Below are 24,016 nucleotides of genomic sequence, written 5' to 3'. Positions count from 1 at the left end.
GCGTCGACAACCTCGCCGACTGGATCGCCACCCGCGGCTACTCCGCCACCGCCTGACCCACCACCGACAAGGGCCGGCCCCACCCGGGGCCGGCCCTTTCGTCTTGCCCGAGGGTCAGCCCTGCGCGAGTACGGCGAGGATGCCCTCGCCGTACTTGGCCAGCTTGTTCTCGCCGACGCCGTTGATCTGAGAGAGCCCGGCCAGCGAGGTGGGCGCCTCGGTGGCGATCTGTCGCAGCGTGGCGTCATGGAAGATCACGTACGCCGGCACGCCCTGCTCCTTGGCGGTGGCCGCCCGCCAGGCACGCAGCCGCTCGAAGACCGACGCCGCCTCCGGGGCGAGGTCGGCGACGACGGTGGCTCCGCCCCGGGGCTTCGCGGACCGGCCCGACGCCGGCCGCTCCGGCTCCCGGCGCATGGTCACCGTGCGGCGGCGGCCCAGCACCTCCGCGCTGGCCTCGGTCAGGGCCAGGGTGCCGTAGTCGCCCTCGACGGCGAGCAGCCCCTCGGCGAGCAGTTGCCGGACCACCCCGCGCCACTCGGTCTCCCGCAGTTCGGTGCCGATGCCGAAGGTGCTCAGCGAATCGTGGCCGTACTGGTTGATCTTGTCGGTCTGCTTGCCGAGCAGGATGTCGACGCAGTGCCCGGCGCCGAAGCGCTGGTTGCGCTCCCGGTCCAGCCGGAAGACGGTGGAGAGCAGCTTCTGCGCCGGCACCGTGCCGTCCCAGGTCTCCGGCGGGGTGAGGCAGGTGTCGCAGTTGCCGCAGCCGGCCGCCCCGCTCTGGCCGAAGTATTCGAGCAGCTGCACCCGGCGGCAGCGGACCGTCTCGCAGAGGGCCAGCATCGCGTCGAGGTGGGTGGCGAGGTTGCGCCGGTGCGCGAGATCGCCTTCCGACGTCTCGATCATCTTGCGTTGCTGCACCACGTCCTGGAGGCCGTACGCCAGCCAGGCGGTGGACGGCAGGCCGTCCCGCCCGGCCCGACCGGTCTCCTGGTAGTAGCCCTCCACCGACTTCGGCAGGTCGAGGTGGGCGACGAACCGGACGTCGGGCTTGTCAATGCCCATCCCGAACGCGATCGTCGCCACCATCACCAGGCCGTCCTCGCGCAGGAAACGCTGCTGGTTGGTGGCGCGGGTGGCCGGGTCCAGGCCGGCGTGGTACGGCAGCGCGGCGACCCCGTTGGCGACCAGGAACTCGGCGGTCTTCTCCACCGAGGCCCGGGACAGGCAGTAGACGATGCCGGCGTCGCCGGGGTGCTCGTCGCGCAGCAGGGCGAGCAGCTGCTTGCGCGGCTCCTTCTTCGGCACGATCCGGTACTGGATGTTGGGCCGGTCGAAGCTGGCCACGAAGTGCCGGGCGTCGGTCAGCTTGAGCCGGCTGGCGATCTCGGCGCGGGTGGCGCTGGTCGCGGTGGCGGTGAGCGCGATCCGGGGCACCGTCGGCCACCGCTCGTGCAGCATCGACAGGGCCAGGTAGTCGGGGCGGAAGTCGTGCCCCCACTGCGAGACGCAGTGCGCCTCGTCGATGGCGAACAGGCCGATCCGGCCCCGGTCGAGCAGGCCGAGGGTGGCCCGGGAGCCGAGCGCCTCCGGGGCGAGGTAGAGCAGGTCCAGCTCGCCGGCGAGGAAGGCCTTCTCCACCTGGCGGCGGGCCTCCAGGTCCTGCGTCGAGTTGAGGAACCCGGCCCGGACGCCGACGGCGGTCAGCGCGTCGACCTGGTCCTGCATCAGCGCGATCAGCGGGGAGACGACCACCGCGACGCCCTCGCGGACCAGGGCGGGGATCTGGTAGCACAGCGACTTGCCGCCGCCGGTGGGCATCAGCACCAGCGCGTCGCCGCCGGCCACCACGTGGTCGATGACCTCCCGCTGGAAGCCGCGGAAGGCGTCGTAGCCGAAGACCCGGCGGAGCACCCGCAGCGCGTCCTCGGTGCGCAGGTCGGTGGGGGAGGTCATCCGCGGAGTCTACGAGCCGACGCCGACAACCCGTCGCCGCCGACCCGGGCGGGAATACCCGCTTCGCCGTCGCCGCTTCCTGGAGAGGCCACCGATGCCGACACCGGCACCGGTCGGACGGGCGGGAACCGATCGACGCCGCCCGGGGGGATAGAGTCGCTGATCGACCATGCGTGTCCGGGACGAACCGGACGCGGCACGGCTGGGGGGTAGTGGGTGAGCGAGGTGCGGACGACCGACGGGTACGCCCCGGACGGCGGCGCGGCGACGGCGGAGGCGGACACCACGCTGGTGGTGGTCACCGGGCTGTCCGGTGGCGGCCGCAGCACGGTCGCCCGGGCGCTGGAGAACGTCGGCTACTACGTGGTGGACAACCTGCCCCAGGCGCTGATGCTGGACATGGCCGAGCTGGCGGTCAAGGCCGGCGGCGCGGCCCGGCGTACCGCGATGGTGCTCGACGTGCGCTCGCGCGCCTTCTCCACGGATCTGGCCGGGGCGATTCGCGAGCTGCGGGACCGGGGCTTCTCACCCCGGGTGGTCTTCGTCGACGCCGATGACGAGGTGCTCATCCGCCGCTTCGAGAGCGTCCGGCGCTCGCACCCGTTGCAGGGCGAGGGGCGGCTGGCCGACGGCATCGCCGTGGAGCGCGGCCTGCTGGAGGAGGCCCGCGACCAGGCCGACGTGATCATCGACACCAGCCACCTCAACGTCAACCAGCTGCGGCGGCGCATCGAGGAGCTCTTCGGCGGCGAGGACGCCCGCCGGCTGCGGGTCACCGTGATCTCCTTCGGCTTCAAGTACGGCCTGCCGCCCGACGCCGACTTCGTGCTCGACGCCCGGTTCCTGCCCAACCCGTACTGGGTGCCGGAGCTGCGCGAGCACACCGGGCGGGAGGAGGCGGTCAGCGCGTACGTGCTGGGCCAGGAGGGTGCGGACGCCTTCGTCGCCGCGTACGCCGACCTGGTCAACGCCACCACCGCCGGCTTCGAGCGGGAGGGCAAGCGCTACCTGACCGTGGCCGTCGGCTGCACCGGCGGCAAGCACCGCAGCGTGGCCATCGCGGAGGAACTGTCCGGCCGGCTGCGCCAGTCGGGTCTGGCCGCCAACGCTCAGCACCGGGACCTGGGGCGGGAATGACGGCGGCGAAGGTGGTCGCCTTCGGCGGGGGGCACGGGCTCTCCGCCTCGCTGCGCGCGCTGCGCCACTGCGCCGGTGACCTCGACCTGGACATCACCGCCGTGGTCACCGTCGGCGACGACGGCGGCTCCAGCGGCCGGCTGCGCGCCGAGCGCGGCGGGCTGCCCCCGGGCGACCTGCGGCAGGCCCTGGTCGCGCTGGCCGGCGACCACCCCGCCACCCGGCGCAGCGCCGGGCTCTTCCAGCACCGCTTCGCCGGCGACTCCGGCGACGGCCTGGCCGGGCACGCGGTGGGCAACCTGGTGCTCTGCGGCCTGATGGAGCAGCTCGGCGACCCGGTGGCCGCGCTTGAGCACGCCGGGGCGATGCTCGGCGCGGTGGGTCGGGTGCTGCCGATGTCCCGCCAGCCGGTGGGGATCGAGGCGCGGGTACGCGGCGCCGATCCGGCCCGCCCCGACGAGGTACGCACGGTGCGCGGCCAGCACCAGGTGGCGGTGACCACCGGCCGGGTGGAGTCGCTGCGGCTCACCCCGACCGCGCCGGACGCCTGCGTCGAGGCCGTCGCCGCGGTGGGCGAGGCCGACTGGCTGATCTTCGGGCCGGGCAGCTGGTACACCAGCGTGCTGCCGCACCTGCTGGTGCCCGGGCTGGCCGCCGCGATCGTCGCGAGTCGGGCCCGCCGGCTGGTCACCCTCAACCTGGCGGCCGAGAAGGAGACCCTCGGGCTCTCCGTCGCCGACCACCTGGCCGCCCTGCACTCGTACCTTCCGCAGCTCACCGTGGACTTCGTGCTGGCCGATTCGAAGGCGGTGGGTGATCCCGAACCGGCCGGACGTGCGGCAGAATCGCTGGGTGCCCGGCTGGTCCTCGCCCCTGTCGCCGTCACCGACGGCTCTCCCCGTCATGATCCGGCCGCCCTGGGCGCCGCGTTGGTGCCTGTCCTGGGCGCCGATCGTTAAGCACGTACGTAATCACCGGCGACACGCCGGTACCGGTCCGTGGAGGGGCGCAGAATGGCGATGACGGCTGCGGTCAAGGACGAGCTGAGTCGGGTCGACGTGCCCAAGCCCTGCTGCCGGCGGGCGGAGATGGCCGCACTGCTGCGCTTTGCCGGCGGGCTGCACATCGTCTCCGGTCGCGTGGTGGTGGAGGCCGAGCTGGACACCGGGGCGGTGGCCCGGCGGCTGCGCCGGGAGATCGCCGAGGTGTACGGCTATCCGAGCGAGATCCACGTGCTCGCCTCCGGCGGGTTGCGCAAGGGCAGCCACTTCATCGTCCGGGTGGTCAAGGACGGCGAGGCGCTGGCCCGGCAGACCGGCCTGCTCGACGTGCGCGGCCGCCCGGTGCGTGGCCTGCCGCCGCACGTGGTGGCGGCCAACGTCTGCTGCGCGGTCTCTGCCTGGCGGGGCGCGTTCATGGCGCACGGCTCGCTGACCGAGCCCGGCCGCTCCAGCGCGCTGGAGATCACCTGCCCGGGTCCGGAGTCCGCGCTGGCCCTGGTCGGCGCGGCCCGCCGGATCGGCATCACCGCCAAGAACCGCGAGGTGCGGGGGGTGGACCGGGTGGTGGTCAAGGACGGTGACGCGATCGCCGCGCTGCTCACCCGGGTCGGGGCGCACTCCAGCGTGCTGGCCTGGGAGGAGCGCCGGGTGCGCCGCGAGGTCCGGGCCACCGCCAATCGGCTGGCCAACTTCGACGACGCCAACCTGCGCCGCTCGGCCCGCGCCGCGGTGGCCGCCGCCGCCCGGGTGACCCGGGCGCTGGAGATCCTGGCCGAGGACGCGCCGAACCACCTGACCTCGGCCGGGCGGCTGCGCCTGGAGCACCGGCAGGCCTCGCTGGAGGAGCTGGGCGCGCTGGCCGACCCGCCGCTGACCAAGGACGCCATCGCCGGCCGGATCCGCCGGCTGCTGGCGCTGGCCGACAAGCGGGCCCGCGACCTGGGCATCCCGGATACGGAAGCGGCCGTCACGCCCGACATGCTCGTGGTCTGATAGGACGGTGGGGCTCCACGATGCGAGCGGGATCACCACCCGCCGCAGCGTGACGCCGCACGCTCGGATAAGGTCGCTGCGTACGGCAAGGGGGCCGGCACAGGCACTCCTCGCCGTGCTCACCGCCTCGGGCGGTCAGGTCTTCACGGACCGCGGCGGGGTGGCCGAGATGAACCGTCAACGGCCGGCTCCAACGGTCGGCGCACACACCTCCGCCGGCCCGGGTCTTACGCCGGCGGACCAGAACGCGAGGAGATGGGACCTGTGACCATCCGGGTTGGCATCAACGGCTTCGGCCGGATCGGCCGTAACTTCTTCCGGGCAGTGCTGGCGTCCGGCGCTGACATCGAGGTTGTGGCGGTCAACGACCTGACCGACAACGCGACGCTCGCCCACCTTGTCAAGTACGACAGCATCCTGGGCCGCCTCCCGCACGAGGTGAAGGCGACCGCCGACGAGATCACCGTGGGCGGCAGGACCATCAAGGCGTACGCCGAGAAGGACCCGGCGCAGCTGCCGTGGGGCGACGTCGGCGCGGACGTCGTCATCGAGTCCACCGGCTTCTTCACCGACGCCACCAAGGCCAAGGCGCACATCGACGGCGGGGCCAAGAAGGTCATCATCTCCGCGCCGGCGAAGAACGAGGACGTCACGGTGGTGATGGGCGTCAACCAGGACCAGTACGACCCGGCCAAGCACACCATCATCTCCAACGCGTCCTGCACCACCAACTGCCTCGCCCCGATGGCGAAGGTCCTGCACGACACGTTCGGTGTCCAGCACGGTCTGATGACCACCATCCACGCGTACACGCAGGACCAGAACCTGCAGGACGCGCCGCACAAGGACCTGCGTCGGGCCCGCGCGGCCGCGCTGAACATCGTCCCGACCTCGACCGGCGCCGCCAAGGCGATCGGCCTGGTGCTGCCGGAGCTGAAGGGCAAGCTGGACGGCTACGCGCTGCGGGTGCCGATCCCGACCGGCTCGACCACCGACCTGACCGTCAACGTCGGCCGGGAGACCACGGTGGACGAGGTCAACGCCGCGATGAAGGCCGCCGCCGAGGGTCCGCTCAAGGGCATCCTGGTCTACAACGAGGACCCGATCGTCTCCTCGGACATCGTCACCGACCCGGCGTCCTGCATCTTCGACGCGCCGCTGACCAAGGTCGTCGGCAACCAGGTCAAGGTCGTCGGCTGGTACGACAACGAGTGGGGCTACTCCAACCGCCTCGTGGACCTGGTCAAGCTGGTGGGTTCCTCGCTGTGAGCATCCGCAACCTTGACGACCTGCTCGCCGAGGGGGTGTCGGGTCGGCGCGTGCTGGTGCGCGCCGACCTGAACGTCCCGCTCGACAAGCAGACCGGTGAGATCACCGACGACGGCCGCATCCGCGCGGTCCTGCCGACCCTGGGCGCGCTGGTCTCCGCCGGCGCCAAGGTGGTCGTCTGCTCGCACCTGGGCCGCCCGAAGGGCGCGCCGGACCCGCAGTTCAGCCTCCGGCCGGTCGCCGGTCGCCTCGGCGAGCTGCTCGACGCGCCGGTGCACTTCGCCGAGGACACCGTCGGCGACTCGGCCCGCTCCACCGTGGACGCGCTGGCCGACGGTCAGGTCGCCCTGCTGGAGAACCTCCGCTTCAACACGGGGGAGACCAGCAAGGACGACGCCGAGCGGGGTGCGTTCGCCGACCAGCTCGCCGCGTTCGGCGACGCGTACGTCGACGACGCGTTCGGCGCGGTGCACCGCAGGCACGCCAGCGTGTACGACGTACCCGCCCGGCTGCCGCACGTCGCCGGCCGGCTGGTGCTGCGCGAGGTGGAGGTGCTCTCCAAGCTGACCGGTAAGCCGGAGCGCCCGTACGTGGTGGTGCTCGGCGGTTCCAAGGTCTCCGACAAGCTGGCGGTCATCGAGGCGCTGCTGCCCACGGTGGACCGGCTGCTCATCGGCGGCGGGATGTGCTTCACCTTCCTCAAGGCCCAGGGCCACGAGGTGGGCACCTCGCTGCTGGAGGAGGAGATGGTCGAGACCTGCCGCAACCTCATGGAGCGTTCCGGCGGCAAGATCATGCTTCCGGTCGACGTGGTGGCCGCGGACGCCTTCGCCCCGGACGCCGCGCACGACACGGTGCGCGCCGACGGCATCCCGAGCCACCGGCTCGGGCTGGACATCGGCCCGGAGACGGTGGCCGGCTTCGCCGCCGCGCTGTCCCAGGCGAGGACCATCTTCTGGAACGGTCCGATGGGCGTGTTCGAGATGGCGCCGTTCGCCGCCGGCACCCGCGGGTTGGCCGAGGCGATCACCAAGGCCGACGCTTTCAGCGTGGTCGGTGGCGGTGACTCCGCGGCGGCGGTCCGGGCCCTGGGTCTGGACGAGTCGTCCTTCGGGCACATCTCCACCGGCGGTGGCGCCTCCCTGGAGTACCTGGAGGGCAAGACCCTCCCCGGCATCGCGGCCCTGGAGAAGTGATGGCGAGCGTCACCCGCCGGCCGCTGATGGCCGGCAACTGGAAGATGAACCTGAACCACCTCGAGGCCAACCTGCTGGTGCAGAAGCTGGCCGCGAGCCTCACCGAGAAGCAGCTCACCGAGGTCGAGACGGTGGTCCTGCCGCCCTTCACCGACCTGCGCACCGTGCAGACCGCGGTGGACGGCGACAAGCTGCTGATCGGCTACGGCGCGCAGGACCTGTCGCCGTACGAGTCGGGCGCCTACACCGGGGACATCGCCGGGCCGATGCTGGCCAAGCTGGGCTGCACGTACGTGGTGGTGGGGCACTCCGAGCGGCGCGCCTACCACTACGAGTCCGACGCGATCGTCAACGCCAAGGTGACGGCGGCGCTGGCCAACGGGCTCACCCCGATCCTCTGCATCGGTGAGGGCCTGGAGGTCCGGGAGCAGCTGCGGCACGTGCCGCACTGCTGCGACCAGCTCGACGGCGCCCTGCGCGGGCTCACCGCCGAGCAGGTGGCCAAGGTCGTCGTGGCGTACGAGCCGGTCTGGGCGATCGGCACCGGCAAGACGGCGACGCCGGAGGACGCCCAGGAGGTCTGCGGCGAGGTGCGCAAGCGGCTGGTCGAGACCTTCGACCAGGGCACCGCGGACCAGGTCCGGATCCTCTACGGCGGGTCGGTCAAGTCCTCGAACGTGGCCGCGATCATGGCCCAGCCGGACGTGGACGGGGCCCTGGTGGGCGGCGCCAGCCTGGACGCCGAGGAGTTCGCGAAGATCTGCCGGTTCCCGGAGCACACCGCCCGCTGATCGCTCGCTATCCTTGAGGCCGCCCGTCCACCGGTCGGTGCCACCGTGCCCGATCTGTCCGGGCGAGGATCGTAACGAGAGGACTGACCCCAGCCATGCCGATCTGGTTCGCATACACGTTGATCGTGTTGCTGGTCATCACGAGCGTTCTGCTCACCATGCTGATCCTGCTGCACCGGGGTAAGGGCGGCGGGTTGTCGAGCATGTTCGGCGGCGGCGTCAGCTCCAGCCTGGCCGGCTCGTCCGTGGCCGAGAAGAACCTCGACCGGTACACCGTCCTGGTGAGCATCGTCTGGTTCGCCTGCATCGTGGGGCTCGGCCTCTGGCTCCGGCTCCAGCTCAACACCGGGGCCTGAGCCCGTCGGCGTCTCGGCGTACAATCTGCGCGCGGTCCGTTACGGACCGCGCGCAGTTCGTTGTGCAGCGCGTCGCCGCCGCCCACCCCCCTGCCGAGCGGCGGTCCCTCCGACGACAGGAGCGAGCAGCCGTGCCCAGTGGCAACGTCATCCGTGGCTCACGGATCGGGTCCGCCCCCGAACGCCCCGCCGAGCGCTACGAGCCCGCACCCCGCCGGGCGGTGACCTACTGGTGCCGCAACGGGCACGCCACGGAGATCAGGATGGCGGTGGACGCCGAGGCGCCCCCGCAGTGGGACTGCCCCCGCTGCGGGCTGCCCGCCGGCCGGGACGCGGAGAACCCGCCCGGGCGGAGTCGTCCCGAGCCCTTCAAGACCCATCTGGCGTACGTGAAGGAGCGGCGCAGCGAGGAGGAGGGGGCAGCCATCCTGGCCGAGGCCCTCGCCGCGCTGCGCCGCCGTCGCGGCCGGGAGTGAGACGCCGGAGCCCCGACCCCCACCGGGGGCCGGGGCTCCTCGTCGTGATGCCTCAGCGCAGGCTGCGCGAGCGGGGTGGCACGTCGGCCGCCGCCGACCGGTCGAGCAGCCAGAGGGTACGCGACACGCCCCGCGCGCCGGCTGCCGGCAGTTGGACCGGGCCCGCCCCGGCCAGCGCCATGCCGACCGCCCGGGCCTTGTCGGCGCCGCTGGCCACCAGCCAGACCTCCTCGGCGGTGTTGATCGTCGGCAGGGTGAGCGTGGTCCGCAGCGGCGGCGGCTTCGGGCTGCCCCGCACCGCGCTGACCGGCCGGTTGTCGTAGTGCACCGGGTGCTCGGGGAAGACCGACGCCACGTGCCCGTCCTCGCCGACGCCCAGCATCAGCACGTCGAAGTGGGGGAGCGCGGCATGGCCGGGCCGCGCGGCCCGGGCCAGCTCCTCGGCGTACGCGGCGGCACCGGCCTCCGGGTCGGCGCCCAGCGGGCCGTCGGAGGCCGGCATGGGGTGCACCCGGGCCGGGTCCAGCGGTACGGCGTCCAGCAGCGCCGCCCGGGCCTGCGTCTCGTTGCGCTCCGGGTCGCCGGCGGGCAGGAACCGCTCGTCGCCCCACCAGACGTCCACCCGCGCCCAGTCGACGGCGTCCCGGGCCGGCAGCGCGGCGACCGCCCGGTACACCGCGGCGGCGACCCGCCCTCCGGTCAGCACCACCGACGCCTGACCCCGGTCCGCCTGCGCGTCGAGCAGCTTCACCACCAGCCGGGCCGCCACCGCCTGCGCCAGCAGGTCGGCGTCGGCGTGTACGGCGACACTCGCCTCACTCATGTTGTGCCTTCGTCTCCCGACCGCGCTCGCGCGGTCCGTGTTCGTCGTGCCCGGGGGCCGGTCGGCCCGTCCGTCACCCCTCCCGCGCCCCGGGAAGCGTGTCGGCTCCCGGGCGGCGGTCAGGGGGTCGCGCTGGTGCCGGCGTGGGCGGTGACCCCGGCCTCGGCCCGCTGCGCGGTCGCCGGGTCCTTCCAGACGTGCACCCGCCCGGCGGGCTGCTGGTCCAGGCCGGAGATGCCGGCCGCCGCGCCCAGCGCCTCGGCGTACACCTGGTCGGCGTCGAGCCGGCGCAGCTCCTCGGCCAGCTCGTCGCCGAGCGGGCGGCGCACCAGCGGCAGGGCCCGGTCCTCCTGACCGGTACGCCGGAACACCGCCATGTTGTCGTCGCGGGTCAGCGTCAGCTCGTCGCCATTGGCGCAGCGCAGCTGCACCTCGCGCATGCGCGGGTACTCGTCGGTGTGCTCCCACACCGGGTCGATGCCGAGCCGGGCCGCCAGCCAGCCGCGCATCAGCGCCGCGGTCGGGTCGGTGCGCGGCGCGACCACCGTCGCCTCGGTGACCCGGGCCTCGGTGGTGTCGAACGCTCCGGCGACCAGGGTGCGCCACGGGGTGATCCGGGTCCACGCCAGGTCGGTGTCGCCGGGGGCGTAGTCGTGGGCCCGCTGGCGCAGCGCCTCGATCGGGTCGACCGCCTGGGCGGCGTCGGTGATCCGCCGGTCGGCGACCACGCCGAGGAAGTCGGTGGCGATCTCCGCCGGCGGGTCGGCGTGCCACCAGGTCACCACCGGGACGTCCGGCACCAGCAGCGGCATCACCACGGACTCCGCGTGCAGGGCCAGCCGGCCGTACATCCGGGTCACCACCGCCTCGCACGGGCCGAGCCGCCCGCCGACGACGATCTCCGCGTCCAGCCGGTTGCGCTCCCGTTCCACGTCGGTGCGGACGACCACCAGCAGCCGGCACGGGTGGGCCGCCGCGGCGATGGTCGCCGCCGCCTCCGCCTCGCGGACCCGCTTCTCGTCCACCACCACGATGAGGGTCAGCGCCATGCCGCTGGCCACCCCACCCGCGCTGCGCCGCTCGGCGGCGAGCGCCTTGACCACCTCGTTCCCGGTGGTGTCCCACAGGCCGATCACTGGAGCCTCCCGGTCCGCTGGCTGTGCCCGCGCACGCCGCTGTGTCCGATCATCCGCGCGCTCATGCCCGCCGCCAGGCGCGGCCCTCGCGCGCCAGCATCTCGTCGGCCGCCCGGGGGCCCCACTCGCCGGCCCGGTACGGCTCCGGCTTGGTGCCCGCCCAGGCGTGCTCCAGCGGGTCCACCACCTGCCAGCTCTGCTCCACCTCGGCGGCGTCCGGGAAGAGCGTCCGGTCGCCGATCAGCACGTCCAGCACCAGCCGCTCGTACGCCTCGGGGCTGGACTCGGTGAACGCCTCGCCGTACTGGAAGTCCATCGCGATGTCCCGGACCTCCATGGTCGTGCCCGGCACCTTGGAGCCGAACTTCAGCACCACGCCCTCGTCCGGCTGCACCCGGATGACGAGCTGGTTGGGGCCGAGCGACTCCATGTCGGCCGCGTTGAACGGCAGGTGCGGCGCCTTCTTGAACACGACCGCCACCTCGGTGACCCGGCGGGGCAGCCGCTTGCCGGCCCGGATGTAGAACGGCACCCCCGCCCAGCGGCGGTTCTGGATGCCCAGCTCCACGGCGACGTACGTCTCGGTGGTCGAGTCCTCCGGGACGCCCTCCTCCTCCAGGTAGCCGAGGGCCCGCTCGCCGCCGACCCAGCCGGGCAGGTACTGCCCGCGCACGGTGCCCTGGGAGATGTCCCTGGGCAGCGTGATCGCCTTGAGCACCTTCAGCTTCTCGGTCCGGATCTCGTCGGCGTCGAAGCTGGTCGGCTCCTCCATCGCCACCAGGGCGAGCAGTTGGAGGAGGTGGTTCTGGAGCACGTCGCGGGCGGTGCCGACGGAGTCGTAGAAGCCGGCCCGGGTGCCGATGCCGACGTCCTCGGCCATGGTGATCTGCACCGAGTCGACGTACTTGGAGTTCCACAGCGGCTCGAACAGGTTGTTGGCGAACCGCAGGGCGAGGATGTTCTGGACCGTCTCCTTGCCCAGGTAGTGGTCGATCCGGAAGACGTCCTGGCGGGTGAAGACGTCGTCGACCAGGTCGTTGAGCTCCTTGGCCGACGGCAGGTCGTTGCCGAACGGCTTCTCCACCACCACCCGGCGCCAGCCGCCGGACCTGGCGTTGTCAGCCATTCCGGTGCGGGCCAGTTGCTTGAGCACCACCGGGAAGGCGGCCGGCGGGATCGAGAAGTAGAACGCGGCGTTGCCGTGGATGCCGTGGCTGTCCCGCAGCTCGTCGAGGGTGGCGGCGAGGTGGTCGAAGGCGGAGTCGTCGTCGAACGAGCCACCGACGAACTTGATGTTGCCGGCGAGCCGCGACCAGACCTCCTCCCGCCAGGGGGTACGGGCGTGCTTCTTGGCCGCGTCGTGGGCCAGCGACTCGAAGTCGCCGTCGCCCCAGTCGCGCCGCGCGAAGCCCAGCACCACGAACCCGGGCGGCAGCAGCCCCCGGTTGGCCAGGTCGTAGACCGCTGGCAGCAGCTTCTTGCGCGCCAGGTCACCGGTGACTCCGAAGATCACCAGAGCGCAGGGCTCCGGGATCCGGGGCAGTCGCCGGTCCTGCGCGTCGCGCAGCGGGTTCACGCCGCCTCCTCGCTCCGTCTGGTCCATGTCGTCCATGTCACGCCCGCCATCGTTCGATCGCATCCAGCAGCTGGGCCAGGCCCGGCGACCTGTCGGTCAGGTGCAGGCGTAGCACGGGTCGACCCCGGTCGGCCAGCGCCTGCCGGTCGCCGGCGGCCTGCGCCGCCTGCAGCTTCCCGAAGGAGTACGGCCGGCCCGGCACCGGGAGATCAACGTGCACCGCGCCGGTGAGCTGAAGGTGGCTGCCGACCGGCGGGCCGCCCTTGTGGTACTGCCCGGTGGAGTGCAGGCACCGGGGGCCCCAGCCGAAGGTGACCGGCCGGCCGGCGGCCCGCGCCAGCAGCGGCCGCAGCCGCGCCGCGGCCGCGTCGTCCACCCGGTCCAGGTAGGCGGTCACGGCGAGGTAGCCCGCGTCGTCCACACCGTCCAGCAGGTGGCGCAGCGCGCCGGTGAGGTCGGCGGGCGCGCCCGGCGGGGCGTACACCTCGATCGCGCCCTCCGTGGACGAGGGGGCCTGCGCCGGCGGTCCGGATTCCAGGATCCGCCGGGTGTTGTCCTTGCTCGCGGCGACGTCCGGCTGGTCGAACGGGTCGACGCCGAGCACCACCGCCGCGACCGCGGTCGCGTACTCCCAGGTCAGGAACTGGGCCCCGAGGGGGCCGTTCACCGCCAGGTCGGGTTCGCAGCCGCCGCCGGGGACGTCCCCCGCGGTCAGCGCGCCGCCGTGGCTGACGGTCAGCACGTCCGGTCCGGTCGCGCCCGGCGCCTGCGGGGACTCCACCACCACGGGCAGGACGCCGAGCCCGGCCTTGCCGGTCGACTCGGCGAGCAGCTGCTCGATCCAGTCGCCCAGGCCGTCCAGGCCGGTGCCGTCGGGGACCAGGGCGACCTTGTCCCGGCCGGTGGTGGCCGCCGCGGCGAGCGCCGCCCCGAGCGCCAGGCCCGGATTGTCCCGGTCCGCGCCCAGCGCGGCCGACACCGCCTCGGCGTCGTCCAGCAGCTCGGTGACCTCCACCCCGGCCAGCGCGGCGGGGACCAGGCCGAACGCGGTCAGCGCCGAGTACCGCCCACCCACCTGCGGGTCGGCCGGCAGCACCACCACGCCCATCTCGTCGGCGGTCGCCTCCAGCGGGGAGCCCGGGTCGGTGACCACCACGAAGTGCCGGGCCGCCTCGGCCTCGGTCATCCCGGCGTCCAGGAACGCCTGCCAGTACGCCCGGCGGTGGCTGTCGGTCTCCACCGTCGTGCCGGACTTGCTGGCCACCACGACCACCGTGCGCTCCAGCCGGTCGGCCAACGCCGCCCGGACCCGACCCGGGTCGGTGGTGTCGAGCACGGTCAGCGGCCGGCCCAGGGTGCGCGTGATGGTCTCGGCGGCGAGCGAGGAACCGCCCATCCCGGCGAGCACCACGTGGTCCAGGTCCTCCAGTTCCGCCGCCAGCTCGGCGAGCTGGGGGAGCAGCTCCCGGCTGCGGCGGTGGGTGTCCAGCCAGCCGAGGCGGGTCTTCGCCTCCTCCTCGACGGCCGGCCCCCAGAGTCCGGGGTCCCCGGCGGCCAGCCGGGCCGGGACCTCCCGGCCCACCAACGCGTCCCGCACGGACGCGGGCGCGGACCTGTCGACCGCGTCCGCGCCGTGCACGGCCAGCCCGGCGGCGACGTCCGCCGGGCCGGCCAGCAGGTCACCCATGTCGCCACCCGCGCCGGGTGGCGGCGTGGAGCACCGCGGGGCGGGGCCCCGCGACGCGTCCGACGCTATCCGTCACGCGTTGCCCCCGGCCTGCTCGGCGGCCTGCGCGTTGCCCTTCGCGGCCTTGTTGGGGGCGCCGGTGCCCTGCGCGGCGGCGGTGAGGGACTTGCGCACCCCGTCGAGCAGCTCCAGCCAGCTGGCCTCGAACTTCTCCACGCCCTCGCGCTCCAGGGTGGCGATCACGTCGGACATGTCGACGCCCACCGACTCCAGGTCGGTGAAGACCTTGCGGGCCTCGTCGTACGCCCCGGTGATGGTGTCGCCCCGGGTCTCGCCGTGGTCGGCGTAGGCGTGGATGACCGATTCCGGCATGGTGTTGACCGTGCCGGGGGCGATCAGCTCCTCGACGTAGATGACGTCCCGGTAGTCCGGGTTCTTCGTCGAGGTGGACGCCCACAGCGGCCGCTGCGGGTGGGCGCCCGCGTCGGCCAGGGCCTGCCAGCGGTCGGAGGAGAAGACCTTGCCGTAGCGCTCGTACGCCAGCCGGGCGTTGGCGACGGCCGCCTTGCCGCGCAGCGCCTTGGCCTCGTCGGAGCCGATCTTCTCCAATCGCTTGTCGACCTCGGAGTCGACGCGGGAGACGAAGAAGGACGCCACCGAGCCGATCTTGGACAGGTCGTGGCCGTTCGCCTTCGCCTGCTCCAGGCCGGCGAGGAAGGCCTCCATGACCTGCGAGTAGCGGTCCAGGCCGAAGATCAGCGTCACGTTCACGCTGATCCCCTGGGCGAGGGTCGCGGTGATCGCCGGCAACCCCGCCTCGGTGGCCGGGATCTTGATGAAGAGGTTGGGCCGGTCGATCAGCCACCACAGCGCCCCGGCCTCGGCGACCGTCTTTTCCGTCTCGTGGGCCAGCCGCGGGTCCACCTCGATGGAAACCCGGCCGTCGACACCCGCGCTCGCGTCGTACGCCGGCCGCATCACGTCACAGGCCCACCGCACGTCGTACGTGGTGAGCATGCGGACGGACTCCTCGACGTCCACCCCACGGATGGCGAGGTCCTTCAGTTGCCAGTTGTACTCGTCCGCGTCGCTCAGCGCCTTGGCGAAGATGGTCGGGTTGGAGGTCACCCCGACCAGGTGCTTCTCCCGGCGCAGCTGGTCCAGCCCGCCGGAGCTCAGTCGGGTCCGGGAAAGATCATCGAGCCAGATCGCCACACCCGCGGCGCTGAGCTCACCCAGCAAGTCAGTCATGCCGTCCACGCTCCCCTCAGTTGCCGGTCGTGAAACCGGTGATGTCGCCCACCCGGGTCAGCGCCGCGTGCGCGGCGGCCACGATCCGGTCGGGGGTGAACCCGAACTGCTCGAAGAGCACGGTGTGCGGGGCGCTCGCGCCGTAGTGCTCCAGGCTCACGCTCTCGCCGCACTCGCCGACGATCCCGCGCCAGGACATGGCGATGCCCGCCTCCACGCTCACCCGTGCCTTTACCCCGCGCGGCAGCACCGACTCCCGGTACGCCTCGTCCTGCTCGTAGAACCACTCCTGGCAGGGCATGGAAACGACCCGGGTGGGGGTGCCGTCGGCCTCCAGCCGCTCCCGGGCGGTGAGGCAGAGCTGCACCTCGGAGCCGGTGCCGACGATGATCACCTGCGGCTTGCCGGTGGACGCCTCGGCCAGCACGTAGCCGCCCTTGGCGACGCCCTCGGCGCTGCCCAGCGTCGACCGGTCCAGCGTCGGCAGCGCCTGACGGCTCAGCGCCAGCGCGGTCGGCCGGTCGGTGTGCTCCAACGCCTGCCGCCAGGCCCAGGCGGTCTCGTTGGCGTCCGCCGGGCGGACCACGTCCAGGCCGGGGATGGCGCGCAGCGCGGTCAGGTGCTCCACCGGCTGGTGGGTCGGGCCGTCCTCGCCCAGGCCGATCGAGTCGTGCGTCCAGACGTAGACCACCGGCAGCTTCATCAGCGCCGCCAGCCGCACCGAGGGGCGCATGTAGTCGCTGAACACCAGGAAGGTGCCGCCGTACGGGCGGGTGCCGCCGTGCAGGGCGATGCCGTTGAGGATCGCTCCCATGGCGTGCTCGCGGATGCCGAAGTGCAGCGTGCGGCCGTACTCGTGGCCCGGGAAGTCCTTGGTGGCGTGGGTGGCCGGGATGAACGACGGCTCACCCTTCATGGTGGTGTTGTTGCTCTCCGCCAGGTCGGCCGAGCCGCCCCAGAGCTCCGGCAGCACCGGGGCGAGCGCCTCCAGCACCTTGCCGGAGGCGGCCCGGGTGGCCACGCCCTTGGCGTCGGCGGGGAAGCTCGGCAGGGCCTCGGTCCAGCCCTGCGGCAGCACCCGGCCGGCCATCCGCTCCCAGAGCGCCTTGCGCTCGGGGTTGGCCTGCGACCAGGCGTCGAACGCGGTCGTCCACTCCCGCTGGGCGGACTCACCCCGGGTCATCACCTGGCGGGCGTGGCCGAGCACCTCCTCGTCGACCTCGAAGCTCTGCGCCGGGTCGAAGCCGAGCAGCTGCTTGGTGGCGGCCACCTCGTCGGCACCGAGCGCCGAGCCGTGGATCTTGCCGGTGTTCTTCTTGTTGGGCGCGGGCCAGCCGATGATGGTGCGCAGCGCGATGAAGGAGGGACGCCCGGTCTCCGCCTTGGCGGCCAGCAGCGCCTGGTGCAGCGCCGCCACGTCCTCGTGGTAGTCGCCCTGGTCGGCGTCGCCGGTCCGCCAGTCGACGGTCTGCACGTGCCAGCCGTACGCCTCGTAGCGGGCCGCCACGTCCTCGCTCTTGGCGATCCGGGTGTCGTCCTCGATGGAGATCTCGTTGTCGTCGTAGATCACCGTGAGGTTGCCCAGCTGCTGGTGCCCGGCGAGCGCACTGACCTCGTGGCTGATGCCCTCCTCGATGTCGCCGTCGGAGGCGATGCACCAGATGTCGTGGTCGAAGACCGAGCCGCCCGGCTCGCTCTCCGGGTCGAACAGGCCCCGCTCGCGGCGGGCGGCCATCGCCATGCCGACGGCGTTGCCCAGGCCCTGGCCGAGCGGGCCGGTGGTGGTCTCCACGCCGGGGGTGTGCCCGTGCTCCGGGTGCCCGGGGGTGAGCGAGCCCCACTGCCGCAGCGACTGCAGGTCCTCCAGCGCGAGGGGGTAGCCGGAGAGGAAGAGCTGGATGTAGAGGGTCAGGCTGGAGTGCCCGGCGGAGAGGACGAACCGGTCCCGGCCGGGCCAGTTCGGGTCGGCCGGGTTGTGGCGCATCACCCGGTTGAAGAGCAGGTACGCCGCGGGCGCCAGGCTCATCGCGGTGCCCGGGTGGCCGTTGCCGGATTTCTCCACGGCGTCCATGGCCAGCACGCGGACGGTGTCGACGGCCCGGCGGTCGAGGTCGGTCCAGTTGAGTGCGGGGTGCTCGGGTCGGTTGGCAGCCACGATGGTTGTGCTCCTCGGCAGATGGGCGGAACCCTCACTGATGACCCTATCGAGCGGCCCTAAACGTCCGCCCGGGGATCACTCCACCCTGTTGGGTACGGGTCGGACCCGTCTGGTCGTTCAGCGGAGTCGGTGTGACGGCCCGCACCGTTCTCGGGTCGCCCGGGCAGCCAAAACGACGACGCGTAGTCTGTGGGTCGGTGTGTCGACCCTCCCCGGGTCCCGCCGACCTGATCACCCCTGCCGATGCCGGAAGGTGGCAATCCGTGAGCATGATCACCGAGCGCCCCGTCAGCGACTCTGCCGGGCAGCCGCCGGTGCGCACGGTGGTCGCGGAGCCGGCCCGCCGCGACGTTCGGGCGGTCGTCGCCGCGTACGTCGCGTTGACCAAGCCCCGCATCGTCGAGCTGCTGCTGGTCACCACGGTGCCGGCGATGATGCTCGCCGACGGCGGCCTGCCGTCGCTCTGGCTGGTGGCCGTGGTGCTGGTCGGCGGCTCGCTCGCGGCCGGTGCGGCCAGCGTGATCAACTGCTACATCGACCGGGACATCGACCAGCTGATGCGGCGTACGAAGCGCCGTCCGCTGCCGGCGCACACCGTCTCGCCGCGCAACGCGCTCGTCTTCGGCCTGGTGCTGGCGGTGGTGTCGGTGGTCCTGATGGCCGCCTTCACCAACCTGCTGGCGGCCGGGCTGACCCTGGCGGCGATCGTCTACTACGACGTCGTTTACACGCTCTGGCTCAAGCGCACCACCCCGACGAACACCTTCTGGGGCGGCGCCTGCGGGGCGGCCCCGGTGCTGATCGGCTGGGCGGCGGTCACCGGCTCGCTGGCGCCGCAGGCCTGGGTGCTCTTCGGCGTGGTCTTCTTCTGGCAGATGCCGCACTTCTACCCCCTGGCGATGAAGTACAAGGACGACTACGCCCGAGCGGGCATCCCGATGCTGCCGGTGGTTGCCTCGGCCCGCCGGGTCAACGCCGAGATCCTGACCTTCGCCTGGATCACCGTGCTGCTCTCGCTGGCGCTCTGGCCGATGGGGATGAGCCCGATCTACGGCGTGCCGACCCTGGTGGTGGGCGGGATCTTCGTGCTCGAGGCGCACCGGCTCTGCCGCCGGGTGACCCGGGGCGAGGCCGTCAAGCCGATGCGGCTGTTCCACTGGTCGACGACCTACCTGACCATCCTCTTCGCCGCCGTCGCCCTCGACGCGCTGGTCTGACCGCCGTCGGGCGGCCTTCCGGTCCGGTCCGTCACAGTCAGGGTCATGACTTTTCAGAGTCGGTTTTCGGGCTTTTCCATCGCCGCAACTCGGACTCATCGGGGCGATCCTGGCCGCCCGATTCGTGGGTACTTATCCGACAAGTACGGGCAAATTACCTGTGGTCTTCCTTAAACCCGTAGGTAATTGGCATCACAAATAGTTCATCCTTCTCGCGCGCACGGGTGGATGTCTGCTTAGGCTTCGCGTCATGGCAGATGGATCCGATACGACGCTGACGGCTGAGCAGACCGCCGAGAACGCCCCCAACGGGCTGGTCTCGGGCATCAAGTCGTTCGCCGCCGGCCACGGTGGCGCCAAGGCGGTCATCGAGTACGTCGGCAAGCGTGGCGCACGGATCGTCCTCGTCGGCGAGGACGGCGCGTGGGCCGACCAGTTCGCGGACGACACCGTCGTCGCGCGGCAGGCGTGCGCCAAGGCGGGAGTCACCGTCGAGAACGCCTGGGAGCGTGAACTGATGGACCAGATGCGTCCGAGCAACGACCTCTGGCGGTCGATGGCCCGGCGCACGATGGCCCGTTGACATAAATTGACCAACCACCACCAGTCGACCCGGGGGGAACCCCGGGTCGCTCTCGTCACCTGTGACCGGCTCGCCGACCTCGACCCGGACGACCGACTCGTACTCGCCCCGCTGGCCGCCCGCGGCGTCACCGCAGAGGTGGCCGTCTGGGACGACCCGGGGGTCGACTGGGCCGGGTACGACCTGGTCGTGCTCCGCTCACCCTGGGACTACGCGCTGCGCCGCGACGAGTTCGTCGCCTGGGCGCAGACCGTGCCGGCCCTGGTCAACCCCGCCGACGTGGTCCGCTGGAACACCGACAAGCGCTACCTCGGCGAGTTGTCGGCGGCCGGCGTGCCGGTCGTTTCGACCTCGTGGGTGGCGCCGGGGGAGTCCTGGCGACCGCCCGCCGACTCGGGCGAGTACGTCATCAAGCCGGCGGTCAGCGCCGGCAGCCAGGACACCGGCCGCTACGACCTGGCCGACCCGGGGCACCGCGAGCTGGCCGCCGCGCACGTGCGGCGGCTGTCGGACGCCGGCCGGCTGACCATGGTGCAGCCGTACCTCGACGCCGTGGACACGGCCGGTGAGACGGCGCTGCTGTTCCTGGCCGGCCCGCAGGGCCTGGCGTTCAGCCACGCGATCCGCAAGGGCGCGATGCTGGACGGCCCGGACCTCGGCGTGGACGGGCTCTACAAGCCCGAGGAGATCAGCGCCCGCACCGCCGGTGCCGAGCAGTTGGCCGTCGCGGAGCGGGTCCTGGCCGAGGTGCCGGGCGGCACCGAGCGCCTGCTCTACGCCCGGGTGGACCTGATCCCCGGCCCGGACGGCGCGCCCGTCCTGGTGGAGCTGGAGCTGACCGAGCCGTCGCTCTTCCTCGGCTACGCCGACGGCGCCCCCGCCCGCCTCGCCGACGCCATCCTCACCCACCTCACCCCCTGACCCACCCCGCCCCGCCCCCACCCAACCCCCTCAGCGCCCGCAGATACAGAGAAAGAGTGGCTATCCGAGCCGGAATAGCCACTCTTTCTCTGTATCTGCGCTTCCGGGGCGCGCGGTCAGGCGGTGGCGGGGATGCGTTGCTCGGGGGAGGGGGTGGCCGGGGCGGGGGACAGGCGGCGTTCGCTGGTCGACCAGAGCACCGACAGGGTGGCCAGCAGCACCAGGCAGGAGCCGAGCATGTGCGCGCCGACCAGCAGCGCCGGCAGCTGCGTGAAGTACTGCACGAACCCGATCAGGCCCTGGGAGAGCTCCACCGCCACCAGCACCACGGCGGCCCGGGTGGCCCGGGTCGCGCCGACCGCCCGGAAGGCGAAGATCAGCGCCACCGAGAGCCCGATCAGCAGGAAGACGCCGTCGGCGTGCACCTGGGAGATCGACTCCGGGTCCAGACCGTTGCGCTTGGCGCCATGGTCGCCGGCGTGCGGGCCGCTGCCGGTCACCCAGGTGCCCACCACCAGGACGGCGGCGCTGACCGCCGTGGTGAGCAGCGCCAGGGTGCGCAGGGGGGTGGGCACCGCGGGCACCGACGGTGCGTCCGGGTCCACGATCCGCCGCCAGAGCGCGTACGCGACGCCGATCACCACCATCGAGAGCAGGAAGTGCAGGCCGACCACCCACGGGTTGAGGTGGGTGCGCACGGTGATGCCGCCGAGGATGATCTGCGCCGGGATGCCCAGGAAGACCGCCACCGACAGTTGGACCAGCTCCCGGCGGCGCGGCCGGTGGGCCAGCGCCGCGAGGACGGTGGCCAGCGCGATGACGCCGACGACGAAGGTGACCAGCCGGTTGCCGAACTCGATCGCCCCGTGCACACCCATCTCGGCCGTGGTGGTGTACGAGTCGTCGGTGCAGCGGGGCCAGGTCGGGCAGCCGAGACCGGAGGCGGTGAGCCGGACCGCCCCACCGGTCACCACGATCGCCACGTTCGAGATGATCGAGGCGTACGCGAGGCGGCGCAGCAGCGCGGTCGACACGGGGAACCGGTCGAGCAGGCGACGCAGCGCGGCGGAGGCCGGGAACCGGACGGATCGCATCACGGAGCGAATCCTACGCACCGTAGTGGAGCACGGTCGGGTGACTCCGCCGGCCCGGTGTCAGGGATCACCGGGGGCCGGGTTTGCGGGCGTCCGGCGAATTACGTAACGTTGGCGTTGTGAAAAACGCGGCGGCGCTTCCTGGGCACCCGTCGGCGACCGCCCCGGTCGCCGGCGACGGCGTCCGGTCCCGGCGCGGCGTCAGACGCGCCGAGCTGGAGTTGTCGCAGGCCGCGTCCACCGACCTCTCCACCCGGGACCGGGTCACCCAGCTGCTGCTGGAGCGGGGGGCGACCACCGCCGCCCAGCTCGGCTCGGCGCTGGGGCTCAGCCCGGCCGCGATCCGCCGGCACCTCGACGCGATGCTCGCCGACGGTGACGTCATCGCCCGCGAGCAGGCCGTGCGCGGCAGCCGTGGGCGCGGTCGCCCGGCGAAGGTCTTCCTGCTGACCGAGGCCGCCCGGGTCCGCTGCGGCACCCACCACTACGACAACATGGCCACGGCCGCGCTGCGTTGGATCGCCCGCAACGGCGGTTCGTCGGCGGTCGAGGCGTTCGCCGCCGACCAGGTCGCCGCGTTGGAGGCCCGCTGCCGGGCCGCCATGGAGGACGCCGGGGACGACCCGCTCGCGCGGGCGGAGGCGCTCGCGAGCGCCCTCACCGCCGAGGGTTACGCTGCCAACGCGTCCACGATCGCCTCCGGCGGCCAGCTCTGTCAGCACCACTGCCCGGTGGCGCACGTGGCCGCCGAGTTTCCCCAGCTGTGCGAGGCCGAGACCGCGGTGATCTCCCGCCTGGTCGGCACCCACGTGCAGCGCCTGGCCACCATCGCGCACGGCGACGGGGTGTGCACCACGCACATCCCGGCCCAGCCGCGTGCCCAGTCCGGTAACACCGTCACCACTGTGAGGACAGATAGATGACCGAGCAGATCGTCCAGCCCCTGACCCAGGAAGAGCAGCTCGCCGCCCTGGGTCGCTACGAGTACGGCTGGTCCGACCCCGACGTCGCCGGGGCGGTCGCCCAGCGCGGTCTCAACGAGGCGGTGGTACGGGACATCTCGGCGAAGAAGAACGAGCCGGCCTGGATGCTCGACCTGCGCCTGAAGGGCCTGCGGCTGTTCGGTCGCAAGCCGATGCCGGCCTGGGGCGCGGACCTCACCGGGATCGACTTCGACAACATCAAGTACTTCGTCCGGTCCACCGAGAAGCAGGCCACCAGCTGGGAGGACCTGCCCGAGGACATCAAGAACACCTACGACCGGCTGGGCATCCCGGAGGCGGAGAAGCAGCGCCTGGTCGCCGGTGTCGCGGCGCAGTACGAGTCCGAGGTGGTCTACCACAAGATCCGTGAGGACCTCGAGGAGCAGGGTGTCATCTTCCTGGACACCGACACCGCGCTGCGCGAGCACGAGGACATCTTCAAGGAGTACTTCGGCACGGTGATCCCGGTCGGCGACAACAAGTTCGCCGCGCTGAACACCTCCGTGTGGTCCGGTGGCTCGTTCATCTACGTGCCGAAGGGCGTGCACGTGGAGATCCCGCTGCAGGCCTACTTCCGGATCAACACGGAGAACATGGGCCAGTTCGAGCGCACGCTGATCATCGTCGACGAGGGCGCGTACGTGCACTACGTCGAGGGCTGCACCGCGCCGCTCTACTCCTCCGACTCGCTGCACAGCGCGGTGGTGGAGATCATCGTCAAGAAGAACGCGCGCTGCCGCTACACGACCATCCAGAACTGGTCGAACAACGTGTACAACCTGGTGACCAAGCGCGCCGTCTGCCACGAGGGCGCGACGATGGAGTGGGTCGACGGCAACATCGGCTCCAAGGTGACCATGAAGTACCCGGCGGTCTACATGACCGGCGAGCACGCCAAGGGCGAGGTGCTCTCGGTGGCCATGGCCGGCGAGGGCCAGCACCAGGACGCCGGCGCCAAGATGGTGCACGCCGCGCCGCACACCTCCTCCACCATCGTGTCGAAGTCGATCGCCCGGGGCGGCGGCCGTACGTCGTACCGGGGCCTGGTCCAGGTGCTGGAGGGCTCGCACCACAGCCGGAGCACGGTCAAGTGCGACGCGCTGCTGGTCGACACCATCTCCCGCTCGGACACCTACCCCTACGTCGACATCCGCGAGGACGACGTGGCGATGGGGCACGAGGCGACCGTCTCCAAGATCAGCGACGACCAGCTCTTCTACCTGATGAGCCGCGGTCTGAGCGAGGACGAGGCGATGGCGATGATCGTGCGTGGCTTCATCGAGCCGATTGCCAAGGAGCTCCCGATGGAGTACGCCCTGGAGCTCAACCGCCTGATCGAGCTCCAGATGGAGGGCGCGGTCGGCTGACGCCGCCCGCCGCACGGGCGGGCCGGCGTCCCGGTCCGCCCGACC

At 72.4% G+C, this 24,016-nt stretch carries 21 protein-coding genes; 13 read left to right on the top strand and 8 right to left on the bottom strand.

What is annotated here, in order from left to right; genetic code table 11:
- Positions 1 to 114: 114 nt before the first annotated feature.
- Positions 115 to 1,956: a DNA helicase RecQ gene (recQ, locus tag V6U89_RS26075; RefSeq protein ID WP_334574544.1), complete on the bottom strand. Its 1,842-nt coding sequence runs from the start codon at positions 1,954 to 1,956 to the stop codon at positions 115 to 117.
- 216 nt (positions 1,957 to 2,172) lie between these two features.
- On the opposite strand from recQ, the gene rapZ reads away from it, so the two are divergent.
- The 8 genes from rapZ (at position 2,173) to V6U89_RS26035 (ending at position 9,175) form a co-directional block, all read left to right on the top strand.
- On the top strand, positions 2,173 to 3,093 hold the full coding sequence (gene rapZ / locus V6U89_RS26070) for an RNase adapter RapZ (RefSeq protein ID WP_425463544.1): 921 nt from the start codon (positions 2,173 to 2,175) through the stop codon (positions 3,091 to 3,093).
- Positions 3,090 to 4,052 carry a gluconeogenesis factor YvcK family protein gene (locus V6U89_RS26065; RefSeq protein WP_334574543.1) on the top strand — a complete coding sequence of 321 codons (963 nt, stop codon included), beginning with the start codon at positions 3,090 to 3,092 and terminating at the stop codon, positions 4,050 to 4,052. Before rapZ ends, V6U89_RS26065 begins: the two co-directional genes overlap by 4 nt.
- 54 nt (positions 4,053 to 4,106) lie before the next feature.
- Positions 4,107 to 5,087, top strand: a complete 981-nt coding sequence (whiA, locus tag V6U89_RS26060) for a DNA-binding protein WhiA (protein ID WP_328344966.1) — start codon at positions 4,107 to 4,109, stop codon at positions 5,085 to 5,087.
- Between the two features lie 264 nt (positions 5,088 to 5,351).
- Entirely contained in the window at positions 5,352 to 6,356 is a 1,005-nt protein-coding gene (gap, locus tag V6U89_RS26055; protein ID WP_334574540.1) for a type I glyceraldehyde-3-phosphate dehydrogenase, read from the top strand.
- Positions 6,353 to 7,552 (top strand): phosphoglycerate kinase, encoded by a 1,200-nt coding sequence (locus V6U89_RS26050; protein ID WP_334574538.1) that lies wholly within the window; start codon positions 6,353 to 6,355, stop codon positions 7,550 to 7,552. The genes gap and V6U89_RS26050 overlap by 4 nt, the downstream gene beginning before the upstream one ends.
- The gene (gene tpiA, locus V6U89_RS26045) at positions 7,552 to 8,343 is read left to right on the top strand and encodes a triose-phosphate isomerase (protein WP_334574536.1); all 792 of its coding nucleotides are present in this window, start codon (positions 7,552 to 7,554) and stop codon (positions 8,341 to 8,343) included. Before V6U89_RS26050 ends, tpiA begins: the two co-directional genes overlap by 1 nt.
- A gap of 95 nt (positions 8,344 to 8,438) precedes the next feature.
- Positions 8,439 to 8,699: a preprotein translocase subunit SecG gene (gene secG, locus V6U89_RS26040; RefSeq protein WP_210776685.1), complete on the top strand. Its 261-nt coding sequence runs from the start codon at positions 8,439 to 8,441 to the stop codon at positions 8,697 to 8,699.
- A 131-nt stretch (positions 8,700 to 8,830) separates the two neighbouring features.
- Positions 8,831 to 9,175 (top strand): RNA polymerase-binding protein RbpA, encoded by a 345-nt coding sequence (locus V6U89_RS26035; protein WP_334574533.1) that lies wholly within the window; start codon positions 8,831 to 8,833, stop codon positions 9,173 to 9,175.
- Between the two features lie 52 nt (positions 9,176 to 9,227).
- Here the strand turns inward: V6U89_RS26035 and pgl are convergent, their stop codons facing one another.
- The 6 genes from pgl to tkt form a co-directional block, all read right to left on the bottom strand.
- Complete coding sequence (gene pgl, locus V6U89_RS26030; RefSeq protein WP_334574531.1) at positions 9,228 to 9,998, bottom strand: 6-phosphogluconolactonase; 771 nt, start codon at positions 9,996 to 9,998, stop codon at positions 9,228 to 9,230.
- Between the two features lie 119 nt (positions 9,999 to 10,117).
- Positions 10,118 to 11,134 carry a glucose-6-phosphate dehydrogenase assembly protein OpcA gene (locus tag V6U89_RS26025; protein ID WP_334574529.1) on the bottom strand — a complete coding sequence of 339 codons (1,017 nt, stop codon included), beginning with the start codon at positions 11,132 to 11,134 and terminating at the stop codon, positions 10,118 to 10,120.
- A 61-nt stretch (positions 11,135 to 11,195) separates the two neighbouring features.
- Positions 11,196 to 12,737, bottom strand: coding sequence for a glucose-6-phosphate dehydrogenase (gene zwf / locus V6U89_RS26020; RefSeq protein ID WP_442933989.1), 1,542 nt, complete (start codon positions 12,735 to 12,737; stop codon positions 11,196 to 11,198).
- Positions 12,738 to 12,747: 10 nt separating this feature from the next.
- Positions 12,748 to 14,397 carry a glucose-6-phosphate isomerase gene (locus tag V6U89_RS26015; RefSeq protein WP_334574525.1) on the bottom strand — a complete coding sequence of 550 codons (1,650 nt, stop codon included), beginning with the start codon at positions 14,395 to 14,397 and terminating at the stop codon, positions 12,748 to 12,750.
- A gap of 72 nt (positions 14,398 to 14,469) precedes the next feature.
- Complete coding sequence (gene tal / locus V6U89_RS26010; RefSeq protein WP_334574523.1) at positions 14,470 to 15,648, bottom strand: transaldolase; 1,179 nt, start codon at positions 15,646 to 15,648, stop codon at positions 14,470 to 14,472.
- A gap of 16 nt (positions 15,649 to 15,664) precedes the next feature.
- Positions 15,665 to 17,803 (bottom strand): transketolase, encoded by a 2,139-nt coding sequence (tkt, locus tag V6U89_RS26005; RefSeq protein ID WP_334574521.1) that lies wholly within the window; start codon positions 17,801 to 17,803, stop codon positions 15,665 to 15,667.
- Between the two features lie 266 nt (positions 17,804 to 18,069).
- On the opposite strand from tkt, the gene V6U89_RS26000 reads away from it, so the two are divergent.
- The 3 genes from V6U89_RS26000 (at position 18,070) to V6U89_RS25990 (ending at position 20,527) form a co-directional block, all read left to right on the top strand.
- Positions 18,070 to 19,023 (top strand): heme o synthase, encoded by a 954-nt coding sequence (locus tag V6U89_RS26000; RefSeq protein ID WP_334574519.1) that lies wholly within the window; start codon positions 18,070 to 18,072, stop codon positions 19,021 to 19,023.
- Between the two features lie 250 nt (positions 19,024 to 19,273).
- A complete protein-coding gene (locus V6U89_RS25995) occupies positions 19,274 to 19,606 on the top strand; it encodes a hypothetical protein (RefSeq protein ID WP_210779747.1) in 333 nt (110 codons plus the stop codon).
- A gap of 6 nt (positions 19,607 to 19,612) precedes the next feature.
- Positions 19,613 to 20,527 (top strand): ATP-grasp domain-containing protein, encoded by a 915-nt coding sequence (locus V6U89_RS25990; RefSeq protein ID WP_334574512.1) that lies wholly within the window; start codon positions 19,613 to 19,615, stop codon positions 20,525 to 20,527.
- A gap of 116 nt (positions 20,528 to 20,643) precedes the next feature.
- Here the strand turns inward: V6U89_RS25990 and V6U89_RS25985 are convergent, their stop codons facing one another.
- Positions 20,644 to 21,621: a COX15/CtaA family protein gene (locus V6U89_RS25985; RefSeq protein ID WP_334574554.1), complete on the bottom strand. Its 978-nt coding sequence runs from the start codon at positions 21,619 to 21,621 to the stop codon at positions 20,644 to 20,646.
- A gap of 215 nt (positions 21,622 to 21,836) precedes the next feature.
- Here V6U89_RS25985 and V6U89_RS25980 point away from each other — a divergent pair, with 215 nt between their 5' ends.
- On the top strand, positions 21,837 to 22,544 hold the full coding sequence (locus V6U89_RS25980) for a helix-turn-helix transcriptional regulator (protein WP_334574552.1): 708 nt from the start codon (positions 21,837 to 21,839) through the stop codon (positions 22,542 to 22,544).
- Positions 22,541 to 23,971: a Fe-S cluster assembly protein SufB gene (gene sufB, locus V6U89_RS25975; protein ID WP_334574510.1), complete on the top strand. Its 1,431-nt coding sequence runs from the start codon at positions 22,541 to 22,543 to the stop codon at positions 23,969 to 23,971. The genes V6U89_RS25980 and sufB overlap by 4 nt, the downstream gene beginning before the upstream one ends.
- Positions 23,972 to 24,016: the final 45 nt, after the last annotated feature.

It is taken from the genome of Micromonospora sp. CPCC 206171, from assembly GCF_036906755.1.
GTDB classification, from domain to species: domain Bacteria; phylum Actinomycetota; class Actinomycetes; order Mycobacteriales; family Micromonosporaceae; genus Micromonospora; species Micromonospora purpureochromogenes.
The sequence above is the reverse complement of the archived record's forward strand: the minus strand, read 5'-3'. Positions and strand labels throughout refer to the sequence as shown.